Below are 23,366 nucleotides of genomic sequence, written 5' to 3' on the forward strand. Positions count from 1 at the left end.
GCAGGGGGACGAGATGGCCGTCGAATCGATCGCAAAGACGCTGGGCACCGGATCGGGGATCGACATCACCGCGCTGGTCCAGTCGCTTGTCGACAACAGCTTCGCCAACAAGAACCAGGCGCTTACCAACAAGAGCGATACGCTCACCAAGCAGATCTCCACGGTGGGGACGATCAAGAGCAACATCAGCGATTTCGCCTCGGCGCTCGCCTCGCTGACCAGCTCGGGCTCGCTCGCCACCCAGCCGACCAGCTCGAACACCGGCATCCTCAACATCACGCGCCTGTCGGGTGCCGATCTCGCGGGCCTCAGCGCGACGATGGAAGTGCGCCAGCTCGCCCAGGGCCAGGTCTCGAGCTCGCCGTCCTTCGGCGGCGGCAGCGGCTCGGTGGTGGGAGCGGGCAAGCTCACTCTCACCTTCGGCAGCGCGACGGTGGCCGATGGCGCGATGACCGGCTTCACTGCCGGAGCGGCCACGCCGATCGACATCACCATCGATTCGCCCAATGCAACGCTTGCCGACGTCGCCGCGGCGATCAACGCCAAGAAGGCGGGCGTCACCGCGACGATCCTGAGCGATGCGAACGGCGCCCGGCTGGTGCTCAAGAGCGGGACCGGCTCGTCCCAGGCCTTCACGCTGAGTGGCACCGACGGCCTGGCCCAGCTCGCCGTCGGTCCCGGCGTCGATGGATCCACGATCAACGCGGCCGCGCAGGATGCCCGGGTCGCGCTTGACGGCGTCGAGGCGAAATACCCGACCAACAGCATAACCACGATGATCCCCGGTGCGCGGATCGACCTGGTCTCGGCCTCGGTCGGCACCAAGGTGATGATCGGCGCCAGCGCGCCCACCACCGCGATCAGCCAGGCGGTCGCCAACTTCGTCGAGACCTACAACGAAGTGTTCAAGGCGGTGCAGCAGGCGACCGATCCGGTCAACGGCCCGCTCAAGTCCGATCCGGCGGCGAAGCAGCTCCTCCAGCAGCTCAAGCGGCTGAGCCTCAGCGCGCTGGTGCCCGGCGCGGGCAAGAACGTGCCCTCGGCGCTTGCCGATCTCGGCGTGAAGACCAATCGCGACGGCACGCTCAGCCTCGATACCGCGCGCCTCTCCAAGGTGCTGACCACCTATCCGAGCGACGTCGAGAAGATGTTCACGGAGAATGCCGGCCTCGCCAAGGCGCTTTCCGACGTCGCGGCGATCGCCACGAGTTCCAAGACCGGGCTGGGCGCGAGCGCCGACAAATATGGCAAGGCGCAGGACGATCTCGCCGACGAGAAGACGAAGATCGCGGCGGACACTGTTAAGATGCGCGATCGCATGACCCAGCAATTCGCCGCGATGGACGCCAAGGTCGCGGCCTACAAGTCGACGCAAACCTTCCTGAAGCAGCAGATCGACTCCTGGAACGCGAAGAACTGATGCGGTACGCCTCGGCGCTCGCCGCCAACCCCGCCGATACCTATCGCCAGATCGACATCGTCGGCCGCACCGCCGGCGGCGATCCGCACGCGCTGGTCGGGCTGCTCTACGAAGAGGGGATCGCCGCGCTGCGCACGGCGGCCTGGGCGGTGGAGCGCAGCAACTATTCGGTGCGCGGCGAGCGCGTGGCGCGGGCCACCGCGATCCTGTTCGCGCTGGAAGCCGGGCTCGATTTCGAGCGCGGCGGCGATGTCGCCCGCACGCTGGCCACCTTCTATCACGGGCTGCGCGGCGAGGTCCTGCAGGCCGCCACCGGCACCGATCCCGCCCCGTTTCGCGAAGCGGCGAACAGCCTGGACGAGATCGCCCGCGCCTGGAGCAGCCTGAAGGCGGGCTAGGCCGCATCGCCGATTCCGCGCGGCCCCATCATCCTGCATTGCAAGCTGCCCTAGGCCCAGCGGGCGAGGATGTCGGCCACGGCCTCGTCCACCGGCGGCGTCGCTTCGGCGGGCGTGCCCGAGAAGCGCGGCGCCGGCATCGGCTGCATCGCGCCGTCCTGCACGGCGAAGGTCCCGCGTGCGCGATTGTGCGGATGGAGCGGCGCCTCGTTGAGCGAAAGCACCGGCGTCACGCAGCCGCCGCCCGCTTCGAACAGTGCCGCCCATTCGTCGCGCCCGCGCGAGGCGAAGGCGGCGGCGAGCGCCTCGGTAAGCGCCGGCCAGCAGGCACGGTCATATTGGTCGAACCCGTGCGGCGCGATGCCGAGCCCGTCGCAAAGCGCGCGGAAGGCGTGCGGCTCGAGCGCGCCGACTGCCACGTGCCGCCCATCGGCACAGGCATAGCAGCGATAATAGGGGGCGCCCCCGTCGATCATGTTGGCCGCCCGGGCATCGGCCCAGCGGCCCGAGGCGTGGAGCGCATAATAGAGCGACATCATCGAAGCGGCGCCGTCCACCTGCGCCGCTTCGATCACCTGCCCCCGCCCGGTCGCCTGGGCAGCGAGGATCGCCGAGACCAGGCCGAGCGCCAGGAACAGCGATCCGCCGGCATATTCGCCGATCAGGTTGAGCGGGGGCACCGGCGCGGCGGCCGGGCCGATGGCGTGGAGCACGCCCGAGAGGGCGAGATGGTTGATGTCGTTGCCCGGCGTGCCGGCGAGCGGCCCCTCGCGTCCCCAGCCGCTGGCGCGGGCATAGACCAGGCGCGGATTGAGCGCGAGGCAGCGCGCCGGATCGAGCCCCACCTGCTCGGCGACGCCGGGGCGATAGCCTTCGATCACGCCGTCCGCCTGGGCGATCAGCGCCAGCGCCTGCTCGCGCCCCGCCGCCTGGCTCAGGTCGAGCGACACTTGCGAGCGGCCGCGATAGAGATTCGCCGCCACCGTGCTGGCTTCGCTGCCGGGCCGCCGGATCCGCACGATGTCGCAGCCCAGATCGGCGAGCAGCATGCCCGCGAACAGCACGGTGCCGGGCATGTCGAGCTCGACGATGCGCAAGCCCGCCAGGGGCCCGTGCGTAGCTGCAACCATCATGTCCCCCACAGGTGATTCCACCGATCCATAGCCGCCTCCCGCACCTCAGGTCCACGCACTGGCGCTCGCCCGTGCTTTAGGCTAGCGGGTGGGCCATGTCGGCACCCCACATCGTCGCGCTGGGCGGCACCCTGCGGCCCGAATCCGCCACCGGGCGGCTGCTCGCGGCAACGCTCGAAATGGCCGCGGCGCGCGGCGCCCGCACTACCTTGCTCACCGGCGAGGCGATTGCCTTCCCGCATTACGAGCCGGGCAATGTCGAGGGGAACGACGCCGTCGGCCGCTATCTGGAAGCGCTGCGCACGGCGGACGCGGTGATCGTCGGTTCGCCCGGCTATCACGGCACGCTCTCCGGGCTGGTCAAGACCGCGCTCGACTATGTCGAGGCGCTGAGCAAGGACGAGCGCCCCTATCTCGACGGCTTGCCGGTGGGCCTGATCGCCACTGCCGCTGGCTGGCAGGCGGCGGTCTCGACGCTGCAGGCGCTGCGCACCATCACCCATGCGCTGCGCGGCTGGCCGACGCCGATGGGCCTGGCGATCAACACCGCCGAGCCGGGCGACGCGGTGGACAAGTGCAACGGCCCGATGGTGGTGATGGTGGATCAGATCTTCACTTTCCTGGAACGCCGGCCGGGCTAGGTTGCCCGGCATTTAACGCTTTCGTGAGGCTTGCTTCCTAGAATGGAGGCATGGACGAGGCTTCGGCACAGGAAGGCATCGGCAATCGCCGACGCGCCATGCGCACCATCCTGGCGGTCGATGACAGCCGGACCAGTCTCCATGTCCTCGCGCATCGGCTCGGCCAGCTCGGCTATCTCGTGGTGCTCGCGGATCGCGGATCGCAGGCGCTCGAGCTGATATCGGCGCGGGGCTTCGATCTGGTGCTGCTCGACCGGGTAATGCCGGAAGTTTCCGGACTCCATGTGCTGCACGAGATCCGCGGCACCCGCGACACGGCCGACCTGCCGGTGATCATGGTCACCAGCCATGACGATCCGGGCGGTGCCGTCGAAGCGTTGCAGGCCGGAGCCGACGATTATGTGACGGCGCCCTATCCCTTCGAGGAACTGGCCGCGCGGATCGAACGGACCTTGTCGCGCTCCGACCGCATGGAGGAACTGAAGCGTTCCAACCTCGCGCTCGACGCACGCATCGCCGCGCGAGCGATCGAGCTGGGCGAAGTGCGCAGCGAGCTTGCCGTCGCCCGGGTCGAGCTGGAGCGCCGCCAGCGCGCCTGAGCGCGGCTCAGCGTTCGAACCAGTGCCGCCCGACGAAATAGGCGGTGATCACGAAGGCGACCGCCAGGCAGAGGATCGCGATCGCGTCGAACGCCCATGGCTCCCTCGCGAACCACAGGCCCTCGACGTTCATGCCATAGAGGCCGGTGATGAAGGTCAGCGGCAGGAACACCATCGCCGCCACCGCGATCACCAGCGAGCGCTGGTCGATCAGCTCGGCGCGCAGGTCGGTGAGCGTCTCGTGCGTGAGCGCCGCGCGCTCGCGGATGCTCTCCAGCTCCTCGGCCATGCGCGCGGCGCGGTCGGCGGCGGCGGCGAGGTGGAGCCGGTCGTCATCGGCCAGCCATGCGACCGGCAGCGCGGCGAGCTTCTCCAGCGCGGCGCGCTGCGGATAGAGGAAGCGGCGCAGCCCGATCGCCTTCACGCGCGTCTCGTTGACCAGCCGGCGCAGGTCGAAGGCGCGGTGCTGCGAGATATGTTCCTCGCAATCGTCCAGCGTGTCGCCCAGCTCGGCGACCATGGGGTCGAGCTCCTCGGTGATCGCCTGGGCGATCGCGGCGATCAGGTCGCCCGGATCGAGGATCTTGCCCTCCTCCACTTGCCTGCGCACCGGCTGGATCGCGTTGAGCTGCTTGCGCGAGACCGAGAAGACGCAGCCGCCATGCGCGTAGATGCGGATCGAGGCGAGGGGATCGGAGCCGCCAAGCGCTTCCGACGACATGCCGCGCAGATTGACCAGCGCCGCCGGGCCGAACAGGTCGCAGCGCGGGCGCGTCTCCATCGCGGTGAGCGCGTCGATCACCGGCTGGGCGAGCTCGGCCTCGCCGCGCAGCCAGACCTGGGCGCGCTCGTCATTGGTGTTGAGGTGGATCCAGCTGAGGCCGGCATCCTTGCCGAGCGCTTCCTTGAGGATCGGCTGCTCGACCTTGCCGTCGCGGACGATATAGGCAAAGCCGCTCATCCGGCGATCTCCAGCCACACCGAGAGGCCGGGTCCCGGCGCTTCGGGAGGAGCGGAAAGGGCGATGCGCGGGGCATCGGCGCGGGCGCGGTCGAGAATGGCGGTCGGCACGGCCGGAAGGTGGTACACCCGCTCGGCTTGCGCAAGCGCGCGCGCCTGGCGGAGCGTCAGATCGTCGGGGTCGGCGCTGTGCAGCGTGAAGCGCAGCAGCCGCGCGGCCGCCGGCGCGCGCAGCCGTTCCACCACGTCGCTGCCGAGCCCCTCCGCCAGCGCGGCGGCGATGGCGCGGCGGCGGTCGGCCGCGTCGGGGAAAAGCGCGAGCAATTCGGGCCGGGCATCGCGGAGCGCGCGCGCGGTATCGCCCAGATCGGCGGGCAGCGCCGCCTCGAGCTTCTGGCGCAGTGCCGCCGCCAGCCCGGCCGACACACCGCCCGTGCCCACCGCCACCAGCACCGGATCGCGCGCCACGATCGCGGGCAAGGTGAAGTCGCACAGGTCCGGGCGGTCGACGGTGTTGACGAGCATGCCGCGCGAACGCAGGCGCGCGACGATGGGTTCGGGATCGTCCGCGGCGACGATGGCGAGCGAAGCAGTTGCATCCTCGCCGACGATCACGGCACCGGCGCGCATCAGCAGCCGGCGCTTGGCTTCCGCCGCTTCGCCGGTGCCGATCAGCATGACCGGCCGCCCCGCCAGCTTCACGAAGATCGGCAGGGCGGCGAGCGTCATTTTTCCAGCCAGTCCGGGATCTGTTCCGCGCCCATGATCGTCTCGGCGGTGATCCGGCCGGCGACCGTCTCGAAGCGGTCGCCCGAGACGAGCACCTCGGGCACCAGCGCGCGGCTGTTATAGGTGCTCGCCATGGTCGCGCCATAGGCGCCGGCGCTCTGCAGCACCGCCAGGTCGCCGCTCTTCACCCGGTCGATCTCGCGATTCTTGAGGAAGACGTCGCTGCTCTCGCAGACCGGGCCGGCGACGTTCGCCACCATCGTCTCGCCATTGGCGGTGACCGAGGCGAAGCCGTGCCAGGCGTCGTAGAGCGCGACGCGGGCGAGGTCGTTCATCGCGGCGTCGACCACCACCCAGGGATTGGTCACGCCGGGCTTCACCCACAGCACTTCGGTAAGCAGCACGCCGGCATTGGCCGAGATGTGGCGGCCCGGTTCGAACATCAGCTCGACGTCCCAGTCCTTGGTGACGCGCGCCACCATCTCGCCGAACGCGGCCGAGGTCGGCGGCACGTCGCCCGGCTTGTAGGCGACGCCCAGGCCGCCGCCCAGATCGACATGGCTGATCGTGTGGCCCGCGGCGCGCAGCTCGGTGACGAGCCTGCCGACGCGCTCGAACGCGGCCTCGAGCGGATCCAGGCTCAGCAGCTGGCTGCCGATGTGCACGGCCACACCGCGCAGGTCGATGCCCTCGAGCCTGGCCAGCCGGTCGAAGATCGCCGGGGCCTGGTCGATCGGCAGGCCGAACTTGTTCTCGGCCTTGCCGGTCGAGATCTTTTCGTGCGTGCCGGCATCGACGTCCGGATTGACGCGCAGCGCCGCCGGGGCAGTCATCCCCTTGGACCGTGCGATCTCGGCAAGGACGACGCCTTCTTCCTCGAGCTCGAGGTTGAACTGGCCGATCCCGGCATCGAGCGCCTGGTGCAGCTCCTTGCGGGTCTTGCCCACGCCCGAGAATACCACGTCGCGCGCCGGGATGCCGGCGGCCAGCGCGCGCGCCAGCTCGCCGCCCGAAACGACGTCGGCACCGAAGCCTTCATTGGCGAGCAGGCGGAGCACCGCGAGATTCGGATTGGCCTTGACCGCGAAGGCGACATGGTGCCGGCCGACCGGCTCCAGCCCCTTGCGAAAGGCGCGGGCGGCTTCGCGGAACGCTTCGGTCGAATAGACATAGACTGGCGTACCGACCTGCTCGGCGATGTGCGCGAGCGGGACATTCTCGGCGTGCAGCGTGCCGCCGATCATTTCGAAATGAGACACTGAAAGACTTTCTGTGTGCTTAGCGTGGCGGCAGGTCGAAGGTGTCGCTGCGCCGTTTGTCCGAACTCTGGATGAGATCGTCGCTCCGCGCCGGGCGGGTCTGCGGCGGCGCTCGGAGGAGATCGTCCGGCGACGGCGTCGCTTTCGCGCCATAGGGCGCGGGAGGCAGCGCGGCCGTCGCCACGGGTTTGAGCGATTCGCGTGCGCCGCAGCTCGCCAGGGCGAGCCCGCCGATGCATGCGATCGTCAACACCACCAGTCGCTTCATCGCTCTTCCTCCTGGCGGCGCTTCCTCGCCGCCGCGATCGCCTCGCGCACGCGCCCGGGCGAAGTGCCGCCGAAGCTCGTCCGGCTCGATACCGAAGCATCGACGCTGAGAACGTCATATACGCGGTCATCGATCCGCGTGTCGATTTCCTTGAGTTGGGTGATCGATAGCTGATCGAGACGGATCCCCCCGGCTTCCGCCGCCGCCACCGCGCGCCCGGTGATGTGATGCGCCTCGCGGAACGGGACGCCGGCTTCGCGCACCAGCCAGTCGGCCAGGTCTGTCGCGGTCGAGAAGCCGGCCTCGGCGGCGGCGCGCATCCGGTCGAGCCGGAAGGCCGCGCTCTCGACCATGCCGGTCATCGCCGCGATCGAGAGGCCGAGCAGGTCATGTGCCTCGAACACCGGCGGCTTGTCGTCCTGCATGTCCTTGGAATAGGCGAGCGGCAGGCCCTTCATCGTGATCATCAGCGAGACGAGCGCGCCGGTGATCCGGCCCGAATGGCCGCGCACCAGTTCGGCCGCGTCGGGATTGCGCTTCTGCGGCATGATCGAGCTGCCGGTCGACCATTGGTCGCTCAGCGAGACGAAGCCGAAGGGCTGGCTGGCCCAGATCACGAACTCCTCGGCCAGCCGGCTGAGGTGGAGCGCAGTCTGGGCGGCGGCAGTGAGATATTCGATCGCGAAATCGCGGTCCGAGACCGAATCGAGCGAGTTGCGCGTCGGCCCGTCAAAGCCCAGCGCGCGCGCCGTCGCCTCGCGGTCGAGGTTGAAGCCGGTGCCGGCGAGCGCCGCCGAGCCGAGCGGGCAGAGGTTGAGCCGCGCGCGGGCATCCGCGAGGCGCGAGCGGTCGCGCGCGAACATCTCGAAATACGCCATCAGGTGATGGCCGAGCGTCACCGGCTGTGCGACCTGGAGGTGCGTGAAGCCCGGCATCACGCTGTCGGCATGTTCCTCGGCGCGGGCGAGCAGCGCGTCCTGCAGCGCGCCGAGCGCGGCCTCGGCCTGGTCGATCGCGTCGCGCACCCACAGGCGGAAGTCGGTCGCCACTTGGTCGTTGCGCGAGCGGGCGGTGTGGAGGCGGCCGGCGACCGCGCCGATCTTCCCGGCCAGCCGCGATTCGGCGAGCATGTGGATGTCCTCGAGCGCCAGGTCCTCGGGCACCCCTTCGGCTTCGAACTCGGCCGCCACCTGGTCGAGCCCGGCATGGATCGCCGCCGCGTCCTCGGCGGCGACGATGCCCTGCGCGCCCAGCATGGTCACATGCGCCTGGCTGCCGCGCAGGTCCTGGCGCCACATCCGCTTGTCGAAGGGGATGGATGCGTTAATCTCGCGCATCACCGCGGACGGGCCTTCGGCGAAGCGCCCGCCCCACATGGCATTGGAGCTGTCCTTGCGCTCGGCTATCTCACTTCTCCTGCTCGGCACCCTGATGATCGCGGGGTGCGATAAGCGCTCCGGGCCCGGAAGCCAAGCAAACGAAACTATGCCGGCGGGCAACGCCGCTGCGTCGATGCCGCCCCGCGCGGTCGATCGCTCGCACAAGGGCGAGGCGGCACCGGCCTTCGCCTTTCTCGACCCCGGCGGCAGGAAGACCACGCTCGCCGCGTTCAGGGGCAAGCCGGTGCTGCTCAATCTCTGGGCGACCTGGTGCATCCCCTGCCGCGCCGAAATGCCGACGCTCGATGCGCTGGCGGGGCGGAAGGGCGCGGCGCTGCCGGTGATCACGCTCAGCCAGGACATGAAGGGCCGCGAACTGGTCGATCCCTATTTCGCCAGGTCCGGGTTCAGGCATCTCAAGCCCTGGACCGATCCGGACATGGCCTTCAGCCTCGGCATGAACGCCAATTTGCCGACCACCATCCTTTATGACGCGGCGGGCAGGGAAGTCTGGCGCGTCTCGGGCGAGATGGACTGGGCGGGCGCCAAGGCCGCCGCGCTGCTGGGCGAAGCCGCGTGACGGAAGCCTCGGTCGGCCGCGACCTGAGCGGTCCGCGCATCGTCACGCTGCCTGCCCGGCCGGAGCCGATCCGGGTCAGCGCCGACGAGACGGCGATCGTCGTGATCGACATGCAGAACGCCTATGCCTCGCCCGGCGGCTATGTCGACCAGGCGGGGTTCGACATCACCGGCTCGGCGGGGACGATTCACAAGATCGCCGCGGTGCTCGACACGGCAAGGGCGGCGGGCATGCCGGTCGTCTATCTCCAGAACGGCTGGGATCCGGACTATGTCGAGGCCGGCGGTCCGGGCTCGCCCAACTGGCACAAGTCCAATGCGCTGAAGACCATGCGCGCGCGGCCCGAACTCCAGGGCAAGCTGCTCGCCCGTGGCACCTGGGACTATGAACTGGTCGATGCGCTGGCGCCCAGGCCCGGCGACATCCGCCTCCACAAGACGCGCTACAGCGCCTTCTTCAACTCGCAGCTCGATTCGACGCTGCGCGCGCGCGGCATCCGCAACATCGTCTTTGTCGGCATCGCCACCAATGTCTGCGTCGAGAGCACGCTGCGCGACGGCTTCCACCTGGAATATTTCGGGGTGATGCTGGAGGATGCGACACATCACCTGGGGCCGCCGATGATGCAGGAAGCCACGGTCTACAATGTCGAGAAGTTCTTCGGCTGGGTCTCGACCACCGCCGATTTCTGCGGCAGCTTCGGCCAGTTGCCCAGGGAGTAAGCGCGATGCCGTTCGAGCCGATCAATCCGCCGCAGTTCCCCACCCCGATCGCACCCTATTCGGCCGGGGCGAAGGCCGGGAACACCGTCTATGTCTCGGGCGTGCTGGCGCTGGGCGAAGGGGGCATCGTGCTCCATGTCGGCGACGCCGCCGGCCAGACCCGCCATATCCTCGAAGTGATCAGAACCACGCTGGAGGCCGCCGGGGCAACGCTGGAGGACGTGGCGATGAACCACATCTTCCTCAAGGACTTCACCGACTATCCCGTCTTCAATCAGGTCTATGCGGAATATTTCCCCGGCGCCAAGCCGGCGCGCTACTGCGTCAAGGCCGAGCTGGTGAAGCCCGATTGCCTGGTCGAGATCGCCTCGGTAGCGCATATCGGCTGATGGAGGCGGGGGGCCTCTATTACGAGGAACATGGCGCGGCGGGTGCACCGCCGCTGATCCTTTCCGCCGGCATGGGCGGATCGGGCAAGTACTGGCTGCCCAACCTGCCCGAACTGGCGGCGCGCTTCCGCGTCATCCTCTACGATCATCGGGGCACCGGCCGATCCGACCGGACGGTCACGCCGCGCATCGAGAGCATCGGCGACGATATCCGCCTGCTGATGGACGCGCTCGGCATCGAGAAGGCCTCGATCCTCGGCCATGCGATCGGCGGGATGGGTGGGCTGCACCTGGCGCTGGACGCACCGGAGCGGGTCGACAGGCTGGTCGTGGTCAATGGCTGGGGCCGGCTCGATCCCTATACCGCGCGGTGCTTCGATGCCCGGCTGGCGCTGCTGCGCGCCTATGGTCCTCGCGAATATGTCCACGCCCAGCCGATCTTCCTGTTCCCACCGCAATGGACGTCGGAGCATCATGTCCAGCTCGAAGAGGAAGAGGATCATCAGGTTGCGGCGTTCCCAAGGGAAATGATCGAAGCGCGAATCCTGGAGGCCGTTCGGTTCGACCTGATCGACCGGCTTGCGGCAATGCCGCTCGCCACGCCCGTGCTCCTGCTCGCCAGCGACGACGACGCGCTCGTCCCGCCGTCCTGTTCGGGAGAGCTTGCGCAAGTCATTCCACGGGCGCAACTTGTCCGGATGCCTTGGGGAGGACACGCCTGCAACGTGACCGATCCGCCGGGCTTCGAAGCCCGGGTGCTCGCATTTCTGGGGAGCTAACACATGGAAGTCGGCGTCTTCGTTCCCATCAACAACAATGGCTGGCTGATCAGCGAGAACGCGCCGCAGTACATGCCGAGCTTCGATCTCAACAAGGAGATCGCGCTCCGGGCCGAGAAGCACGGCCTGGATTTCCTGCTCTCGATGATCAAGCTGCGCGGCTTTGGCGGCAAGACCGAGTTCTGGGAATATGGGCTGGAGAGCTTCACGCTGATGGCCGGCCTCGCCGCCGTCACCGAGAAGATCAAGATCTACGCCACTTGCCCCACGCTGGTCATCCCGCCGGCCTTTGCCGCGCGCATGTGCAACACGATCGATTCGATCAGCCATGGCCGTTTCGGGCTCAACCTGATCACCGGCTGGCAGCGCCCCGAATATAGCCAGATGGGGCTGTGGCCGGGCGACGAGCATTTCCGCAACCGCTACCAGATGCTCGGCGAATATGCCCAGATCCTGCGCGAGCTGTGGGAAACCGGCCGCAGCGATCTCAGGGGCGAATATTACCAGATGGACGATTGCCTCGTCCGCCCCACTCCCCAGGGCGAGATGAAGATCATCTGCGCCGGCTCGTCGGACGAGGGCCTCGCCTTCTCGGCCAGATGGGCGGACTATGCCTTTTGCCTGGGCAAGGGCGTCAACACGCCCACCGCCTTCGCCTTCAACAACGAGCGGCTGGCCGCCGCCACTGCGAAGACCGGGCGCGAGGTGAAGGTGTTCGTGCTCGTCATGGTGATCGCCGACGAGACCGACGAGGCGGCGATGGCCAAGTGGAAGTCGTACAATGACGGCGTCGATATCGACGCGATCCGGTGGCTGATGGACCAGGGCGCGGCCGACAAGAACAACCCCACGACCAACGTCCGCCAGCTCGCGGCGCCCGAGGGGGCGGTGAACATCAACATGGGTACGCTGGTGGGCAGCTATGCGAGCGTGGCGCGCATGCTCGACGAGATGGCCGCAGTCCCGAACACGGGCGGGGTGCTGCTCACCTTCGACGATTTCCTGGAGGGCGTGGAAAATTTCGGCACCCGCATCCAGCCACTGATGAGGAGCCGCGCGGGGCGCTGAGCCGGAAAGTGCAGCCTTTCCGATGTTCGGTCGTTTCGCTGTCGGGCCAATGGGGACGAAGACCTCCCTCAAAGCCGGAGAGAAAGCATGAAGAAGCTGACTTCCCTCGCCGCATTGGCGATTCTCCTCGCACCACCGCTTGCCGAAGCGCAGCAGCAGCGTCCCGGCGACCGTGGCGACCGCCAGGATCGTCCGGATCGTCCGGGCCGTCCGGATCGCCCTGGCCAACCGGGTCAGCGTCCGCCTTCGGGCGGCCCCGGCGGCCCGGGGCGCCCCGATCCGGGCCAGCCGGGCGTTCGTCCGCCCGGACCCGGTCCGTCGCAGCCCGGCCGCCCCGGGACGCGTCCGCCCGCTCCCCGGCCGCCGGTGGCGCGTCCGCCCGCGCCGCGGCCCCCGATCGCGCGCCCGCCGCATCGGCCGGGCATCGGCCGCCCGCCCAATTTCCGGCCGATCCATCGCCCGCCCTTCGCCTATCCACGCGGCTATCGCTATCAGCGCTGGTCGATCGGCGGGCTGCTGCCGCTGATCTTCCTGTCGAACAGCTATTATTATGACGGCTGGTACGACATGGGCCTGGGCGCGCCGCCTCCGGGCTATCGCTGGGTGCGCTATGGGCCGGATCTGCTGCTGGTCAACGTGCGTAGCCGCCGGGTGGTCGACGTGATCTACGGCGCCTTCTATTGATCGCGGAGGACGCGGTCCGGCCCCGGATCGCGTCCTTCCGCCCTTTCCCGGTGCAGTTGCCGGCCCCGACCGATCCGGCGCGGCACCGTCGCGCCCGCCCGGAACCGGGCTCTCCCGATTTGATGAGAGAAAGTTGGATGCCCCGTGAGGATTCGAACCTCAATTAACGGAGTCAGAGTCCGTGGTCTTACCTTTAGACGACGGGGCATCACGCGGCATCACAGCCGGCAGGCGGCGCGCAATAGGGCGGCTGCGCGGCGCTGTCAACGGGCCCGCCTTGCCCCCGCCGCCGGTCTCGGCTAGCCTCGCTTCCAAGCACCGGCGGCGAAAAAGCCGTGACGGAACAGAACATAAGCGAGTGATACGATGGGGGATGGCACCGCCAATATGCCCCGCGGCCGTGGTTCCGGAAAAATCCGGAGGGCAGCGCCGCCCATGGAGCGGCCGATCCGCGGCCGGCCGGGTGAAGCGCGCCACTATGCCGCGCTGGACCTCGGCACCAACAATTGCCGCCTGCTGATCGCCCGCCCACAGGGGTCGGGCTTTGCGGTGGTCGACGCCTTTTCGCGCATCGTCCGCCTGGGCGAGGGGCTGGCCACCAGCGGCAAGCTCTCCGACGCGGCGATCGAGCGCACGATCGCCGCGCTGCGGATCTGCGCGGAGAAGCTGAAGCGCCGTCACGTGATCCTCGCCCGCTCGGTGGCGACCGAAGCCTGTCGCCAGGCCTCGAACGGCGCCGAGTTCATCGAGCGCGTCTATCGCGAGACCGGCATCGCGCTCGACATCATCACTGCCGAGGAAGAGGCGCGGCTCGCCGTGCTGGGGTGCCACGCGCTGCTCGAGCCCGGCGACGGCCCGGCCCTGGTGTTCGACATCGGCGGCGGCTCGACCGAGCTGGTGCTGGTCGATTCGCGCGGCGAAGCGCCCCGCATCCTCGACTGGCACAGCGCGCCATGGGGGGTCGTGTCGCTGACCGAGGCATCGGGGAGCGCCGCGACCGCCGAGGAGCGCGCCGCGCTCTATGCGCGCATGCGTGCCCGCGTGGCGGAGAGCTTCGCGCCCTTTGCGAGACGCCTGCGCACCCCGCGCGGCACGCGGCGGCTGCTCGGCACCTCGGGCACCGTCACCACGCTCGCCAGCGTGCATCTGGGCCTTGCGGCCTATGACCGGTCGGTGGTCGACGGGCTGATCGTTCCCGCGCCCGCGATGCGCGAGGTGAGCCAGCGCATCGCGGGGATGAGCATGGCCGAGCGCAGCCAGGTGCCCTGTATCGGCTCGGAGCGCGCGGACCTGGTCGTCGCCGGCTGCGCTATCCTCGAGACGATTCTCGATCTATGGCCGGCCGAACGGCTGGGCATCGCCGATCGCGGCATCCGCGAGGGCATCCTGCGCCGCCTGATCAACGGGAGAATCCTGTGACGTTTTCCGTTGACGGTGCCAGGATGCGCACCGGGGCAATAGGAATGAAGATATGAGCAGAGGCGGCGGACGCGGCCATACCCGCGTGCTGACGGCGAAGCGTCGCACCCCGCAATCGACGCGCTGGCTCGAACGCCAGCTCAACGATCCCTATGTCAAGCGCGCCAAGGCGGAGGGCTATCGCAGCCGGGCGGCCTACAAGCTGATCGAGCTCGACGAGAAGTTCGGCTTTCTGAAGGGCAAGAAGCGCGTGCTCGACCTGGGGATCGCCCCGGGCGGCTGGACGCAGGTGGTGCGCCGGCGCCTGCCCAAGGCCCCGGTGGTGGGCATCGACCTGCTGCCTGTCGATCCGATCGACGGCGCGGTGATCCTGCAGATGGACTTCATGGACGATGCCGCCCCCGATCGGTTGATCGAGGAACTGGGCGGCATGCCCGACCTGATCGTGTCGGACATGGCGGCCAACACCGTCGGCCATCCGCAGACCGACGCGCTCAGGACCATGGGCCTGGTCGAGACCGCGCTCGATTTCGCGATCCAGGTGCTCGAGCCGGGCGGCGATTTCGTCGCCAAGGTGTTCGCGGGCGGCGCCGATTCGGCGCTGGTCGCGGAGATGAAGCGCAACTTCGCCACGGTGAAGCACGCCAAGCCGCCGTCGAGCCGCAAGGGCTCGGTGGAATGGTTCGTGGTGGCGCAGGGCTTCAAGGGGCGGGCCAGGGCCGCTCCGGCGGAGGAATGATCGTCGACCTGCTCCGGGCGGCGGTGATCCTGGCGCTTGGGCTCAAGGTGATCGCGACGCTGATCCTGCTTGCCCGCCCACCCGAAACGCGCCTGGCCGACCGGCGGGGTCGGTCGCTGTGGCGGCTGGCCAAGATCGCGCCGATCCTCGCCGTGCCGGACCTGATCGCAATTGCCTGGATCGAGAATGACCGCGCCGGGCTATGGGCCTATCCGCTGCTGATGGTCTTCGTGCTCGTCGCGGTGCCGATCACGGTCTGGCGTCGTTCCGGGCGCAGCGCATAGCCGAATGGCAAAGGGGCCCCGGAATCGCTTCCGGGGCCCCTTTGCCATGGGGTCAGCGATTCGCCGGCTCAGCCGTCGTAGTCGCCGCCCAGATTCTGGTTGCGCGGCGGCGCGGCGGCGGTGAGGCGCAGCGCCTCGGCCGAAGCTGCGATCGAGCCGACTTCGTCCGGTGCTTCCTCATCGTCGATCTGCACGCGCTGCAGGCTCGAGACCACGGCCTCTTCGAGGTGAGTCGGGCGCACCGTCTCCTCCGCGATCTCGCGCAGGGCGACGACCGGATTCTTGTCGCGGTCGCGATCGATGGTCAGATCGGCGCCGCCCGAGATCTGGCGGGCGCGCTGCGCCGCGAACAGCACGAGATCGAAACGGTTGGGAACCTTGTCGACGCAATCTTCGACAGTGACGCGCGCCATCTACGCTTCCTTGAAAAACGAAAGTTCGGGAAAGGCGGCGACTTAGGGTCCGGCTGTGGAAAAGTCAAGAAAATGGAGGCGCGAACCGAATCGTGCCGCGTGCGTTGGAACGCTGCCGCAACGTTCGGAGCTTGTCTTGGAAGGTCTCGCCCCTCTTGCCCCCGCCGTCCTGCTCCCGCATCAACCTTCGATGCGCTTCACTCAGCCGAGCCACGAGGTCGACGGCAACCGCCTGACTCTGCTGCCGGACGGGCCCGAGCGGCTGGAGGCGCTGCTCGACCTGATGCGCCGCGCCGAGCGGACGCTCCGGGTGCTCTATTACATCTATGTCGACGACGCGGCCGGCGCCGCGGTGCGCCAGGGGCTGATCGATGCGGCGGCGCGCGGCGTGAAGGTGAGCCTGATCGTCGACGGGCTGGGCAGCGAGCACGCCCAGAGCCACGGCTTCTTCGATCCGCTCCATGCGGCCGGCGTCGACGTCTGCCGCTTCGTGCCGCGCTGGGGGCGGCGCTATCTGCTCAGGAACCACCAGAAGCTCGCGCTTGCCGACGAGGCGCGGGTGATCGTCGGCGGGTTCAACATCGAGGACAGCTATTTCGGTACGATCGAGCAGGCCGCGTGGCGGGACCTGGGGTTGCTGGTCGAGGGGCCGGCGGCGAGCCGCCTGGTCGGCTATTACGATGCGCTGTCCAACTGGGCGCGGCGGCCGCGCGGCAGCCTGCGCAAGCTGGCGAAGACGCTGCGCGCCTGGAGCGAGCCCGAGGGCGCGACCCGCTGGCTGTTCGGCGGCCCGATGCGGCGGCTCTCGCCCTGGGCGCGCGAAGTGAAGCGCGACATGGAGCGCGCGCACTCGATCGACATCATGGCCGCCTATTTCGCGCCCAATCCGGCGATGCTCCGCCGGCTCGACCGGGCCGGCCTGCGCGGGCGGGTGCGGCTGATCCTGCCGTCCAAGCTCGATCACGGCGCCGCGATCTGGGCGGCCCGCTTCACATATGCCGGGTTGCTCAGGAAGCGCGTGCAGATCTACGAATATCAGCCGACCAAGCTCCACACCAAGCTGTTCCTGCTCGACGATGTGGTGAACATCGGCTCGGCCAATTTCGACATCCGCTCGATGTTCCTCAATCTCGAGCTGATGTTCCGCGTCGAGGATCCCGGCTTCGCCGCCTATGTCCGCGCATTCGTCGACGGCGAAGTGGCGCGTTCGGAGCGGATCACGCCCGAACTCTACAAGGCGCGCACGGGCCCCTGGACGCGGATCAAGCAGGCGGCGGCCTATTTCGTGATGGCGGTGCTCGACTACAACGTCACGCGGCGGCTCAACTTCGGCCCCAGGGGCTCGCGGCCGCAGGGCTAGGGTCCAGCGCGCCTGCGCGGCTCAATCCTTGATCGTCTCCATCGCGACGAAGGTGGAGGTGCTGGCGACGTGCGGCAGGCTCGATATCTTCTCGCCCAGCACGATCCGGTAGCGGCGGATGTCGGCGGTGCGCACCTTCAGCAGATAATCGAAATTGCTGGCGAGCATGTGGCATTCCTCCACCTCGGGAATGCGCCGCACCGCCGCGTTGAATTCCTGCAGCGCCTTTTCGCGGGTGTCGGCCAGCTTGACTTCGGTGAAGGCGATATGGTCGAGGCCCAGCCGCGCCGGATCGACGATCGCGCGGAAGCCGCGGATCACGCCCGCATCGGTCAGCCGCTTGAGCCGCACCTGGGCCGGGGTCTTGGAAAGCCCCACCTGCCGGGCCAGCTCGGTCACCGTCATCCGGCCATCGGCGGCAAGCGCGGCGACGATCTTGCGGTCGAACTCGTCCAATTCGACTATGGTTGGGGCCTTCCTCATGATTCCTGCCTAGCAAATGGCCGACAATATGGCGATTCCACCCGCAATTTGCGCTTCATAAGTCGGATCGACCTGCCGAAGCGGCGTATCATGGCCGGATGACCCAGCCCGCGCCCTTCACTGCCTTCGCCCCGCCCGTCCGCGAGCCGACTCCGCTCCGCCAGGCGATCACCGCCGCCTATCGCCGCGACGAGCGCGCGGCGGTGGCGCCGCTGCTCGAGGCGGCGACGCTCGACGCCGCCACGCGCGCCGCGATCCGCGAGACGGCGACCGGGCTCGTCACCGGCCTGCGCGCCCGGCGCCGCGGCGGCGCGGTCGAATCGCTGGTGCAGGAATATGCGCTGTCGAGCGAAGAGGGCGTGGCGCTGATGTGCCTGGCCGAGGCGCTGCTGCGCATTCCCGACGACGCCACGCGCGACGCGCTGATCCGCGACAAGATCGCCGATGGCGACTGGCGCGCGCATCTCGGCGGCAAGTCGCTGTTCGTCAACGCGGCGACCTGGGCGCTGGTGGTGACCGGCAAGCTGGTCGACAGCGTCGACGATCGCGGGCTGGGCGCCGCGCTGATGCGCCTCGTCGCGCGCGCGGGCGAGCCGGTGATCCGCCGCGCGATCGATCTGGCGATGCGGATGATGGGCGAGCAGTTCGTCACCGGCGAGACCATCGCCGAGGCGCTCAAGCGCGCCCGCCACGAGGAGGCCAGGGGCTTTCGCTACAGCTACGACATGCTCGGCGAGGCGGCGACCACCGCGGCGGATGCCGAGCGCTATTATCGCGATTACGAGAATGCCATCCATGCGATCAGCGCAGCTTCGAGCGGGCGCGGCATCTATGAGGGGCCGGGCATCTCGATCAAGCTCTCGGCGCTCCACCCGCGCTACAGTCGCGCCCAGGCGGACCGGGTGATGGGCGAGCTGCTGCCCCGGGTGAAGACGCTGGCGGTGCTCGCGCGGCACTACGATATCGGCCTCAACATCGATGCCGAGGAAGCCGACCGGCTCGAAATCTCGCTCGACCTGCTGGAGAGCCTGGCGCTGGATCCGGACCTGTCCGGCTGGGACGGGCTGGGCTTCGTCGTCCAGGCCTATGGAAAGCGCTGTCCCTTCGTGATCGACTGGATCGTGGACCTTGCCGGGCGCGCCGGGCGGCGGATCATGGTCCGGCTGGTCAAGGGCGCCTATTGGGACGCGGAGATCAAGCGCGCCCAGGTCGACGGGCTGCGCGATTTCCCGGTCTATACCCGCAAGCTCCATACCGATGTGGCGTACATCGCCTGTGCGCGGAAGCTGCTCGCGGCGGGCGACCGGGTCTTTCCCCAGTTCGCCACGCACAATGCCCAGACGCTGGCGACGATCTACCGGATCGCCGGCCCGGACTTCGCGGTGGGCAAGTACGAGTTCCAGTGCCTGCACGGCATGGGCGAGCCGCTCTACGAGCAAGTGGTGGGCAAGGCGAAGCTGGATCGTCCGTGCCGCATCTATGCGCCGGTCGGCACGCATGAGACGCTGCTGGCCTATCTCGTGCGCCGTCTGCTGGAAAATGGCGCCAACTCCTCCTTCGTGAACCGTATCGCGGATCCCGGAATTCCCGTTTCCGAGCTGGTCGCCGACCCCGTCGAGGCAGTGCGCGCGATGCCCGATCCCGGCGCGCATCACGACAGGATCGCGCTGCCCGCTTCGCTCTATCCCGACCGCCGCAATTCGGACGGCATCGACCTGAGCGACGAGAACGCCCTCGCCGCCCTGGCCGAGGCGCTTCACGGCAGTGCCGCGACCGCGTGGCGTGCCGCGCCCGCCGATGGGCAGGGGGTGCCACGCAAGATATTGAATCCGGCTGATAATCGTGACGAGGTTGGCGAGGTGGTCGAGATCTCGCCCGCTGCCGCCGCCGCTGCCGTCGCGCGCGCCGCAGCTTCCGGCTGGGGCGCTATCCCGGTTGCGGAGCGTGCCGCCATGCTCGAGCGCGCCGCCGATGCGATGCAGGCGCAAATGCCGGTCCTGCTCGGCCTGATCGTGCGCGAAGCGGGCAAGTCGCTGCCCAACGCGATCGCCGAGGTGCGCGAAGCGATCGATTTCCTGCGCTATTATGCGGCGCGTGCGCGCGCGACCTTCGGTCCCGCCCAGCTGCCGCTCGGCCCGGTGGTGTGCATCAGCCCGTGGAACTTCCCGCTGGCGATCTTCACCGGCCAGGTGGCGGCGGCGCTGGTGGCGGGCAATGCGGTGCTGGCCAAGCCGGCCGAGGAAACGCCGCTGATCGCCGCCCAGGCAGTGGCGCTGCTCCACGCGGCGGGAGTTCCCGCCGATGCGCTCCAGCTCGTTCCCGGCGACGGCGCGATCGGCGCGGCGCTGGTCGGCGCGCCGGAGACCGCCGGCGTGATGTTCACCGGCTCGACCGACGTGGCGCGGCTGATCCAGCGCCAGCTCGCTCCGCGCCTCTCTCCGGCGGGCCGGCCCATCCCGCTGGTGGCGGAGACGGGCGGCCAGAACGCGATGATCGTCGATTCCTCGGCGCTCGCCGAGCAGGTCGTCGCCGACGTCATCGCCTCGGCGTTCGACAGCGCGGGCCAGCGCTGTTCGGCGCTCAGGATCCTGTGCTTGCAGGAAGAAGTCGCCGATCGCACGCTGGCGATGCTCAAGGGCGCGCTCAAGGAATTGCGCATCGGCCGCACCGATGCGCTCAACGTCGATACCGGCCCGGTGATCACGGCCGAGGCGCGCGACAATATCGAGCGCCATGTCGCGACCATGCGCGCGCGGGGCCACCGCATCGAGCAGCAGGACCTGCCGGCCGCCACCGGGCACGGCACCTTCGTGCCGCCGACGATCATCGAGATCGATGCGATCGCCGATGTCGAGCGCGAGGTGTTCGGCCCGGTGCTCCATGTGCTGCGCTATCGCCGCGACGACCTGTCGGCGCTGATCGATGCGATCAACGCCACCGGCTATGGCCTCACCTTCGGCCTGCACACCCGGCTGGACGAGACGGTCGCCGAAGTGACTGCGCGCGTGAAGGCGGGCAATCTCTATGTGAACCGCAACGTGATCGGCGCGATCGTCGGGGTGCAGCCCTTTGGCGGGCGGGGGCTGTCGGGCACCGGCCCGAAGGCGGGCGGCCCGCTCTATCTCGGCCGGCTGGTCGGCACGGCGCCGGTGGCGGTGGAGCCCCGGGGTGCGGCCGCGACGCCGCTGGCCGAATTCGCCACCTGGCTCGAGGCCCAGGGCGAGCCGCGTGCCGCCGATGCAGCACGGCGCTATGGCGCGGCCTCGGCGTTCGGGGTGGAGCGCGAGCTGCCGGGTCCGGTGGGCGAGCGCAACCTCTATGCGCTGCATTCGCGCGGCCGCATCCTGATGCGCCCCGTGACGATGGCCGGCCTGTATGGCCAGATGGCCGCAGTGCTGGCGACGGGCAACCGGGGCATGCTGGACGGGATGGCGCTGCCCCATGGTCTGCCGCCCCGCGTCGCCGCTGCCTTCGCGCCCGACGCAGCCGAGCCCATCGCCGCCGCGCTGGTCGAAGGCGATGCCGCGGCGGTAGCCGAAGCGCTGGCGGCGCGGGACGGCCCGATCGTTCCGCTGCTCGCCGCGGGCGAACAGGGCTATCCGATCGATCTGCTGCTCGAGGAAGTGTCGATCTCGATCAACACCACTGCGGCCGGAGGCAATGCCAGCCTGATGACGATCGGCTGAGTCAGGCGGCAGGCCCGAGGCGTCGCGGGACAGCGCCGGAGGCCGCGCGGATGCCATCCGGCGCTTGCCTCTCCGTCCGCCGCGCGGCATGGGGTGAGGCTCGGCCGGCAGGCAGGTTTCAGTTCCAGGACCAAGGGCATGAACGACAAACTCATAGTGCTGATCGGCGGCGGCGGTTTCGTCGGCCGCTATGTCGCGCAGGAACTGCTCACCGCGGGCGCCCGGGTGCGAATCGCCCAGCGCCGCCCGCGCGACGCCTGGTTCCTCAAACCGCTGGGCGGCCTGGGCCAGACTCAGTTCGTCGCCGCCGACGTGACTCAGCCCGAGACGATCGCTGCCGCGGTTGCCGGCGCCGATGCGGTGGTGAACCTTGCGGGCGTGCTCAAGGGCGATTTCGACGGCGTCAACGCGGCCGGTGCGCATGCCGTGGCCGCGGCGGCCAAGGCGGCGGGCGTCGCGTCGCTCGTCCATTTCTCCGCGCTCGGCGCCGATACGGATTCGGCTTCTGCCTATGGCCGCTCCAAGGCGGCGGGCGAGGAAGCGGTGCGGCGTGCCTTCCCCGAAGCGGTGATCCTGCGCCCCTCCTTCGTCTTCGGGCGGGAGGACCAGTTCACCAACCGGTTCGCCGCGATGCTGGGCATGGGCCCGGTGGTGCCGGTGCTGCGCGCCGAAGTGCGCTTCCAGCCGGTCTATGTCGTCGATGTCGCACGGGCGGCGGTCGCCGCGCTTGCCGTGTCGGAGAAGTCCGCCGGCAAGACCTATGCGCTGGGCGGACCTGACACGCTGACCATGGCGGGCCTGCTCCACTGGCTCGCGGAGGCGACCGGCCACAAGCCGGCCTTTGCCGAGCTGCCCGATCCGCTCGGCGCGCTGATTGCGGCGCTGCCCGGCACGCCGATCACGCGCGACCAGTGGCGCATGCTCCAGGCGGACAATGTCGCGGGCGATGCCCCCGGCTTGGCCGCGCTGGGGATCGAGCCGACGCCGCTGGCCAGCGTCGCGCCGGCCTGGCTGGTGCGCTATCGCCGCAACGGCCGCTTCGCCAAGCTGGCCGCCTGACCATCTTCTCGCGCCGCCGGCGCATCGGAGCCTAGCCAAGCATGAGCGAAACCCTGGTCGCGATCCTCCTCGGCATTGTCGAGGGGATCACTGAATTCCTGCCGGTCTCCTCGACCGGCCATCTGATCCTCGCTTCCGAGCTGCTCGGCTATGACGCGGCCACCTGGGCGATGTTCAACGTCGTCATCCAGCTCGGCGCGATCCTGGCGGTGGTGGTGCTCTATTGGCGTACCTTCTGGGCAGTGGCTTCCGGCCTGCTGCGGATGAATCCGGTCTCGTGGCGCTTCACTCGCAATCTGCTCGTCGCCTTCATTCCCGCCGCGGTGATCGGCCTCGCGCTCCATTCGAAGATCGAGGCGCTGCTCGGCGAGCCGATGGTGGTTGCCTGGGCGCTGGTGATCGGCGGCATCGCCATCCTCGTGATCGAGCGGCTGGTGAAGTCCGCCACGATTCACGGCATCGCCGAGATTCCGCTGGTCCGCGTGATCGGCATCGGCTTCATCCAGTGCATCGCGATGATCCCGGGCGTCAGCCGTTCGGGCGCGACGATCATGGGCGCGCTCAGCCTGGGCGTGGAGCGGCGCACCGCCGCCGAGTTCAGCTTCTTCCTCGCCATCCCCACCATGCTGGGCGCCACCACGCTCGAGCTGCTCAAGAATCACGACGCGATCGCCTCGGCCCGAGTGGGATGGGACGAGATCGCGATCGGCTTCGTCACGGCGTTCATCGTCGCGATCGTGGTGATCAAATGGTTCGTCGGCATCGTCTCCAAGCATGGCTTCGCACCCTTTGCCTGGTACCGAATCATCGCCGGCATCAGTGCGATCGTCTGGCTTTCGATGAGATAGGCCCGGAACGGCCATAAAACGGCGTAAGAATATTTCAAATTCTGGGCGCCGGGCCGGAAAAAGCCAA

General features: G+C 68.9%; 25 protein-coding genes and 1 tRNA gene. 17 read left to right on the forward strand and 9 right to left on the reverse strand.

All coding sequences use genetic code 11. The features are described 5' to 3' along the window. Positions 1-13 precede the first annotated feature (13 nt). Together fliD and FFS08_RS11130 are read left to right on the forward strand one after the other, a co-directional pair. Positions 14-1,420, forward strand: a complete 1,407-nt coding sequence (gene fliD / locus FFS08_RS11125) for a flagellar filament capping protein FliD (protein WP_137861990.1) — start codon at positions 14-16, stop codon at positions 1,418-1,420. Beyond that, positions 1,420-1,818: a flagellar export chaperone FliS gene (locus tag FFS08_RS11130; RefSeq protein WP_137861991.1), complete on the forward strand. Its 399-nt coding sequence runs from the start codon at positions 1,420-1,422 to the stop codon at positions 1,816-1,818. The genes fliD and FFS08_RS11130 overlap by 1 nt, the downstream gene beginning before the upstream one ends. A gap of 50 nt (positions 1,819-1,868) precedes the next feature. On the opposite strand, the gene FFS08_RS11135 is transcribed toward FFS08_RS11130, so the two are convergent. Next, complete coding sequence (locus FFS08_RS11135) at positions 1,869-2,948, reverse strand: CaiB/BaiF CoA transferase family protein (protein ID WP_171012570.1); 1,080 nt, start codon at positions 2,946-2,948, stop codon at positions 1,869-1,871. A 98-nt stretch (positions 2,949-3,046) separates the two neighbouring features. Here FFS08_RS11135 and FFS08_RS11140 point away from each other — a divergent pair, with 98 nt between their 5' ends. Beyond that, entirely contained in the window at positions 3,047-3,592 is a 546-nt protein-coding gene (locus FFS08_RS11140; protein ID WP_137861993.1) for an NADPH-dependent FMN reductase, read from the forward strand. Between the two features lie 50 nt (positions 3,593-3,642). Beyond that, entirely contained in the window at positions 3,643-4,191 is a 549-nt protein-coding gene (locus FFS08_RS11145) for a response regulator transcription factor (protein WP_249341020.1), read from the forward strand. A 7-nt stretch (positions 4,192-4,198) separates the two neighbouring features. On the opposite strand, the gene FFS08_RS11150 is transcribed toward FFS08_RS11145, so the two are convergent. Genes FFS08_RS11150 through argH form a run of 5 tightly spaced genes read right to left on the reverse strand, consistent with a single transcriptional unit; the run spans position 4,199 to position 8,783 of the window. Continuing rightward, a complete protein-coding gene (locus tag FFS08_RS11150; protein ID WP_137861994.1) occupies positions 4,199-5,152 on the reverse strand; it encodes a CorA family divalent cation transporter in 954 nt (317 codons plus the stop codon). Continuing rightward, a complete protein-coding gene (locus FFS08_RS11155) occupies positions 5,149-5,880 on the reverse strand; it encodes a precorrin-2 dehydrogenase/sirohydrochlorin ferrochelatase family protein (RefSeq protein WP_137861995.1) in 732 nt (243 codons plus the stop codon). The genes FFS08_RS11150 and FFS08_RS11155 overlap by 4 nt, the downstream gene beginning before the upstream one ends. After that, on the reverse strand, positions 5,877-7,139 hold the full coding sequence (gene lysA / locus FFS08_RS11160; RefSeq protein WP_137861996.1) for a diaminopimelate decarboxylase: 1,263 nt from the start codon (positions 7,137-7,139) through the stop codon (positions 5,877-5,879). The genes FFS08_RS11155 and lysA overlap by 4 nt, the downstream gene beginning before the upstream one ends. 19 nt (positions 7,140-7,158) lie before the next feature. Continuing rightward, positions 7,159-7,407, reverse strand: coding sequence for a hypothetical protein (locus tag FFS08_RS11165; RefSeq protein ID WP_137861997.1), 249 nt, complete (start codon positions 7,405-7,407; stop codon positions 7,159-7,161). Then, the gene (gene argH / locus FFS08_RS11170) at positions 7,404-8,783 is read right to left on the reverse strand and encodes an argininosuccinate lyase (protein ID WP_137861998.1); all 1,380 of its coding nucleotides are present in this window, start codon (positions 8,781-8,783) and stop codon (positions 7,404-7,406) included. Before argH ends, FFS08_RS11165 begins: the two co-directional genes overlap by 4 nt. A gap of 109 nt (positions 8,784-8,892) precedes the next feature. On the opposite strand from argH, the gene FFS08_RS11175 reads away from it, so the two are divergent. The 6 genes from FFS08_RS11175 to FFS08_RS24220 all read left to right on the forward strand — a co-directional run bounded on the left by FFS08_RS11175 (position 8,893) and on the right by FFS08_RS24220 (position 13,008). Beyond that, a complete protein-coding gene (locus FFS08_RS11175; RefSeq protein WP_331483273.1) occupies positions 8,893-9,366 on the forward strand; it encodes a TlpA family protein disulfide reductase in 474 nt (157 codons plus the stop codon). Beyond that, positions 9,363-10,088: a pyrimidine utilization protein B gene (gene rutB / locus FFS08_RS11180; protein WP_283214619.1), complete on the forward strand. Its 726-nt coding sequence runs from the start codon at positions 9,363-9,365 to the stop codon at positions 10,086-10,088. The genes FFS08_RS11175 and rutB overlap by 4 nt, the downstream gene beginning before the upstream one ends. A gap of 5 nt (positions 10,089-10,093) precedes the next feature. Continuing rightward, positions 10,094-10,477, forward strand: a complete 384-nt coding sequence (gene rutC / locus FFS08_RS11185) for a pyrimidine utilization protein C (protein ID WP_137862000.1) — start codon at positions 10,094-10,096, stop codon at positions 10,475-10,477. After that, positions 10,477-11,256 (forward strand): pyrimidine utilization protein D, encoded by a 780-nt coding sequence (gene rutD / locus FFS08_RS11190; RefSeq protein ID WP_137862001.1) that lies wholly within the window; start codon positions 10,477-10,479, stop codon positions 11,254-11,256. Before rutC ends, rutD begins: the two co-directional genes overlap by 1 nt. 3 nt (positions 11,257-11,259) lie before the next feature. After that, positions 11,260-12,324: a pyrimidine utilization protein A gene (rutA, locus tag FFS08_RS11195; protein ID WP_137862002.1), complete on the forward strand. Its 1,065-nt coding sequence runs from the start codon at positions 11,260-11,262 to the stop codon at positions 12,322-12,324. An 87-nt stretch (positions 12,325-12,411) separates the two neighbouring features. Beyond that, entirely contained in the window at positions 12,412-13,008 is a 597-nt protein-coding gene (locus FFS08_RS24220) for an RcnB family protein (RefSeq protein WP_137862003.1), read from the forward strand. 134 nt (positions 13,009-13,142) lie between these two features. Here the strand turns inward: FFS08_RS24220 and FFS08_RS11205 are convergent. Further along, positions 13,143-13,216: transfer RNA gene (locus FFS08_RS11205), tRNA-Gln, on the reverse strand. 158 nt (positions 13,217-13,374) lie between these two features. Here FFS08_RS11205 and FFS08_RS11210 point away from each other — a divergent pair. Genes FFS08_RS11210 through FFS08_RS11220 form a run of 3 tightly spaced genes read left to right on the forward strand, consistent with a single transcriptional unit; the run spans position 13,375 to position 15,450 of the window. After that, the gene (locus FFS08_RS11210) at positions 13,375-14,427 is read left to right on the forward strand and encodes a Ppx/GppA phosphatase family protein (RefSeq protein ID WP_171012571.1); all 1,053 of its coding nucleotides are present in this window, start codon (positions 13,375-13,377) and stop codon (positions 14,425-14,427) included. Positions 14,428-14,479: 52 nt separating this feature from the next. Further along, positions 14,480-15,166, forward strand: a complete 687-nt coding sequence (locus FFS08_RS11215) for an RlmE family RNA methyltransferase (RefSeq protein ID WP_137862004.1) — start codon at positions 14,480-14,482, stop codon at positions 15,164-15,166. Continuing rightward, complete coding sequence (locus FFS08_RS11220) at positions 15,163-15,450, forward strand: hypothetical protein (RefSeq protein ID WP_137862005.1); 288 nt, start codon at positions 15,163-15,165, stop codon at positions 15,448-15,450. The genes FFS08_RS11215 and FFS08_RS11220 overlap by 4 nt, the downstream gene beginning before the upstream one ends. Positions 15,451-15,518: 68 nt before the next feature. On the opposite strand, the gene rpoZ is transcribed toward FFS08_RS11220, so the two are convergent. Then, a complete protein-coding gene (gene rpoZ, locus FFS08_RS11225) occupies positions 15,519-15,863 on the reverse strand; it encodes a DNA-directed RNA polymerase subunit omega (protein WP_116839672.1) in 345 nt (114 codons plus the stop codon). A gap of 190 nt (positions 15,864-16,053) precedes the next feature. On the opposite strand from rpoZ, the gene FFS08_RS11230 reads away from it, so the two are divergent. Beyond that, entirely contained in the window at positions 16,054-17,223 is a 1,170-nt protein-coding gene (locus FFS08_RS11230; protein ID WP_137862070.1) for a phospholipase D-like domain-containing protein, read from the forward strand. 21 nt (positions 17,224-17,244) lie between these two features. Here the strand turns inward: FFS08_RS11230 and FFS08_RS11235 are convergent, their stop codons facing one another. Continuing rightward, a complete protein-coding gene (locus tag FFS08_RS11235; RefSeq protein WP_137862006.1) occupies positions 17,245-17,706 on the reverse strand; it encodes an Lrp/AsnC family transcriptional regulator in 462 nt (153 codons plus the stop codon). A 26-nt stretch (positions 17,707-17,732) separates the two neighbouring features. Between FFS08_RS11235 and putA the strand changes: the two genes are divergently transcribed. From putA to FFS08_RS11250, 3 genes are all read left to right on the forward strand, one after another. Beyond that, complete coding sequence (gene putA, locus FFS08_RS11240; RefSeq protein ID WP_283214620.1) at positions 17,733-21,392, forward strand: trifunctional transcriptional regulator/proline dehydrogenase/L-glutamate gamma-semialdehyde dehydrogenase; 3,660 nt, start codon at positions 17,733-17,735, stop codon at positions 21,390-21,392. Between the two features lie 138 nt (positions 21,393-21,530). Then, entirely contained in the window at positions 21,531-22,451 is a 921-nt protein-coding gene (locus FFS08_RS11245) for an NAD-dependent epimerase/dehydratase family protein (protein ID WP_137862008.1), read from the forward strand. A 41-nt stretch (positions 22,452-22,492) separates the two neighbouring features. Continuing rightward, positions 22,493-23,299 carry an undecaprenyl-diphosphate phosphatase gene (locus FFS08_RS11250; RefSeq protein WP_137862009.1) on the forward strand — a complete coding sequence of 269 codons (807 nt, stop codon included), beginning with the start codon at positions 22,493-22,495 and terminating at the stop codon, positions 23,297-23,299. Positions 23,300-23,366 lie beyond the last annotated feature (67 nt).

It is taken from the genome of Sphingomonas sp. 1F27F7B (genome assembly GCF_005503355.1).
Lineage (GTDB): Bacteria > Pseudomonadota > Alphaproteobacteria > Sphingomonadales > Sphingomonadaceae > Sphingomonas.

Excerpts from the sequence above, each read along its gene's own strand:
- fliD (WP_137861990.1), top strand. The coding sequence starts at position 14 with ATGGCCGTCGAATCGATCGCAAAGACGCTGGGCACCGGATCGGGGATC.
- FFS08_RS11130 (WP_137861991.1), top strand. The coding sequence starts at position 1,420 with ATGCGGTACGCCTCGGCGCTCGCCGCCAACCCCGCCGATACCTATCGC.
- FFS08_RS11135 (WP_171012570.1), bottom strand. The coding sequence starts at position 2,948 with ATGGTTGCAGCTACGCACGGGCCCCTGGCGGGCTTGCGCATCGTCGAG.
- FFS08_RS11140 (WP_137861993.1), top strand. The coding sequence starts at position 3,047 with ATGTCGGCACCCCACATCGTCGCGCTGGGCGGCACCCTGCGGCCCGAA.
- FFS08_RS11145 (WP_249341020.1), top strand. The coding sequence starts at position 3,643 with ATGGACGAGGCTTCGGCACAGGAAGGCATCGGCAATCGCCGACGCGCC.
- FFS08_RS11150 (WP_137861994.1), bottom strand. The coding sequence starts at position 5,152 with ATGAGCGGCTTTGCCTATATCGTCCGCGACGGCAAGGTCGAGCAGCCG.
- FFS08_RS11155 (WP_137861995.1), bottom strand. The coding sequence starts at position 5,880 with ATGACGCTCGCCGCCCTGCCGATCTTCGTGAAGCTGGCGGGGCGGCCG.
- FFS08_RS11165 (WP_137861997.1), bottom strand. The coding sequence starts at position 7,407 with ATGAAGCGACTGGTGGTGTTGACGATCGCATGCATCGGCGGGCTCGCC.
- argH (WP_137861998.1), bottom strand. The coding sequence starts at position 8,783 with ATGTGGGGCGGGCGCTTCGCCGAAGGCCCGTCCGCGGTGATGCGCGAG.
- FFS08_RS11175 (WP_331483273.1), top strand. The coding sequence starts at position 8,893 with ATGCCGGCGGGCAACGCCGCTGCGTCGATGCCGCCCCGCGCGGTCGAT.
- rutC (WP_137862000.1), top strand. The coding sequence starts at position 10,094 with ATGCCGTTCGAGCCGATCAATCCGCCGCAGTTCCCCACCCCGATCGCA.
- rutD (WP_137862001.1), top strand. The coding sequence starts at position 10,477 with ATGGAGGCGGGGGGCCTCTATTACGAGGAACATGGCGCGGCGGGTGCA.
- rutA (WP_137862002.1), top strand. The coding sequence starts at position 11,260 with ATGGAAGTCGGCGTCTTCGTTCCCATCAACAACAATGGCTGGCTGATC.
- FFS08_RS24220 (WP_137862003.1), top strand. The coding sequence starts at position 12,412 with ATGAAGAAGCTGACTTCCCTCGCCGCATTGGCGATTCTCCTCGCACCA.
- FFS08_RS11210 (WP_171012571.1), top strand. The coding sequence starts at position 13,375 with ATGGGGGATGGCACCGCCAATATGCCCCGCGGCCGTGGTTCCGGAAAA.
- FFS08_RS11215 (WP_137862004.1), top strand. The coding sequence starts at position 14,480 with ATGAGCAGAGGCGGCGGACGCGGCCATACCCGCGTGCTGACGGCGAAG.
- FFS08_RS11220 (WP_137862005.1), top strand. The coding sequence starts at position 15,163 with ATGATCGTCGACCTGCTCCGGGCGGCGGTGATCCTGGCGCTTGGGCTC.
- rpoZ (WP_116839672.1), bottom strand. The coding sequence starts at position 15,863 with ATGGCGCGCGTCACTGTCGAAGATTGCGTCGACAAGGTTCCCAACCGT.
- FFS08_RS11230 (WP_137862070.1), top strand. The coding sequence starts at position 16,054 with ATGCGCTTCACTCAGCCGAGCCACGAGGTCGACGGCAACCGCCTGACT.
- FFS08_RS11235 (WP_137862006.1), bottom strand. The coding sequence starts at position 17,706 with ATGAGGAAGGCCCCAACCATAGTCGAATTGGACGAGTTCGACCGCAAG.
- FFS08_RS11245 (WP_137862008.1), top strand. The coding sequence starts at position 21,531 with ATGAACGACAAACTCATAGTGCTGATCGGCGGCGGCGGTTTCGTCGGC.
- FFS08_RS11250 (WP_137862009.1), top strand. The coding sequence starts at position 22,493 with ATGAGCGAAACCCTGGTCGCGATCCTCCTCGGCATTGTCGAGGGGATC.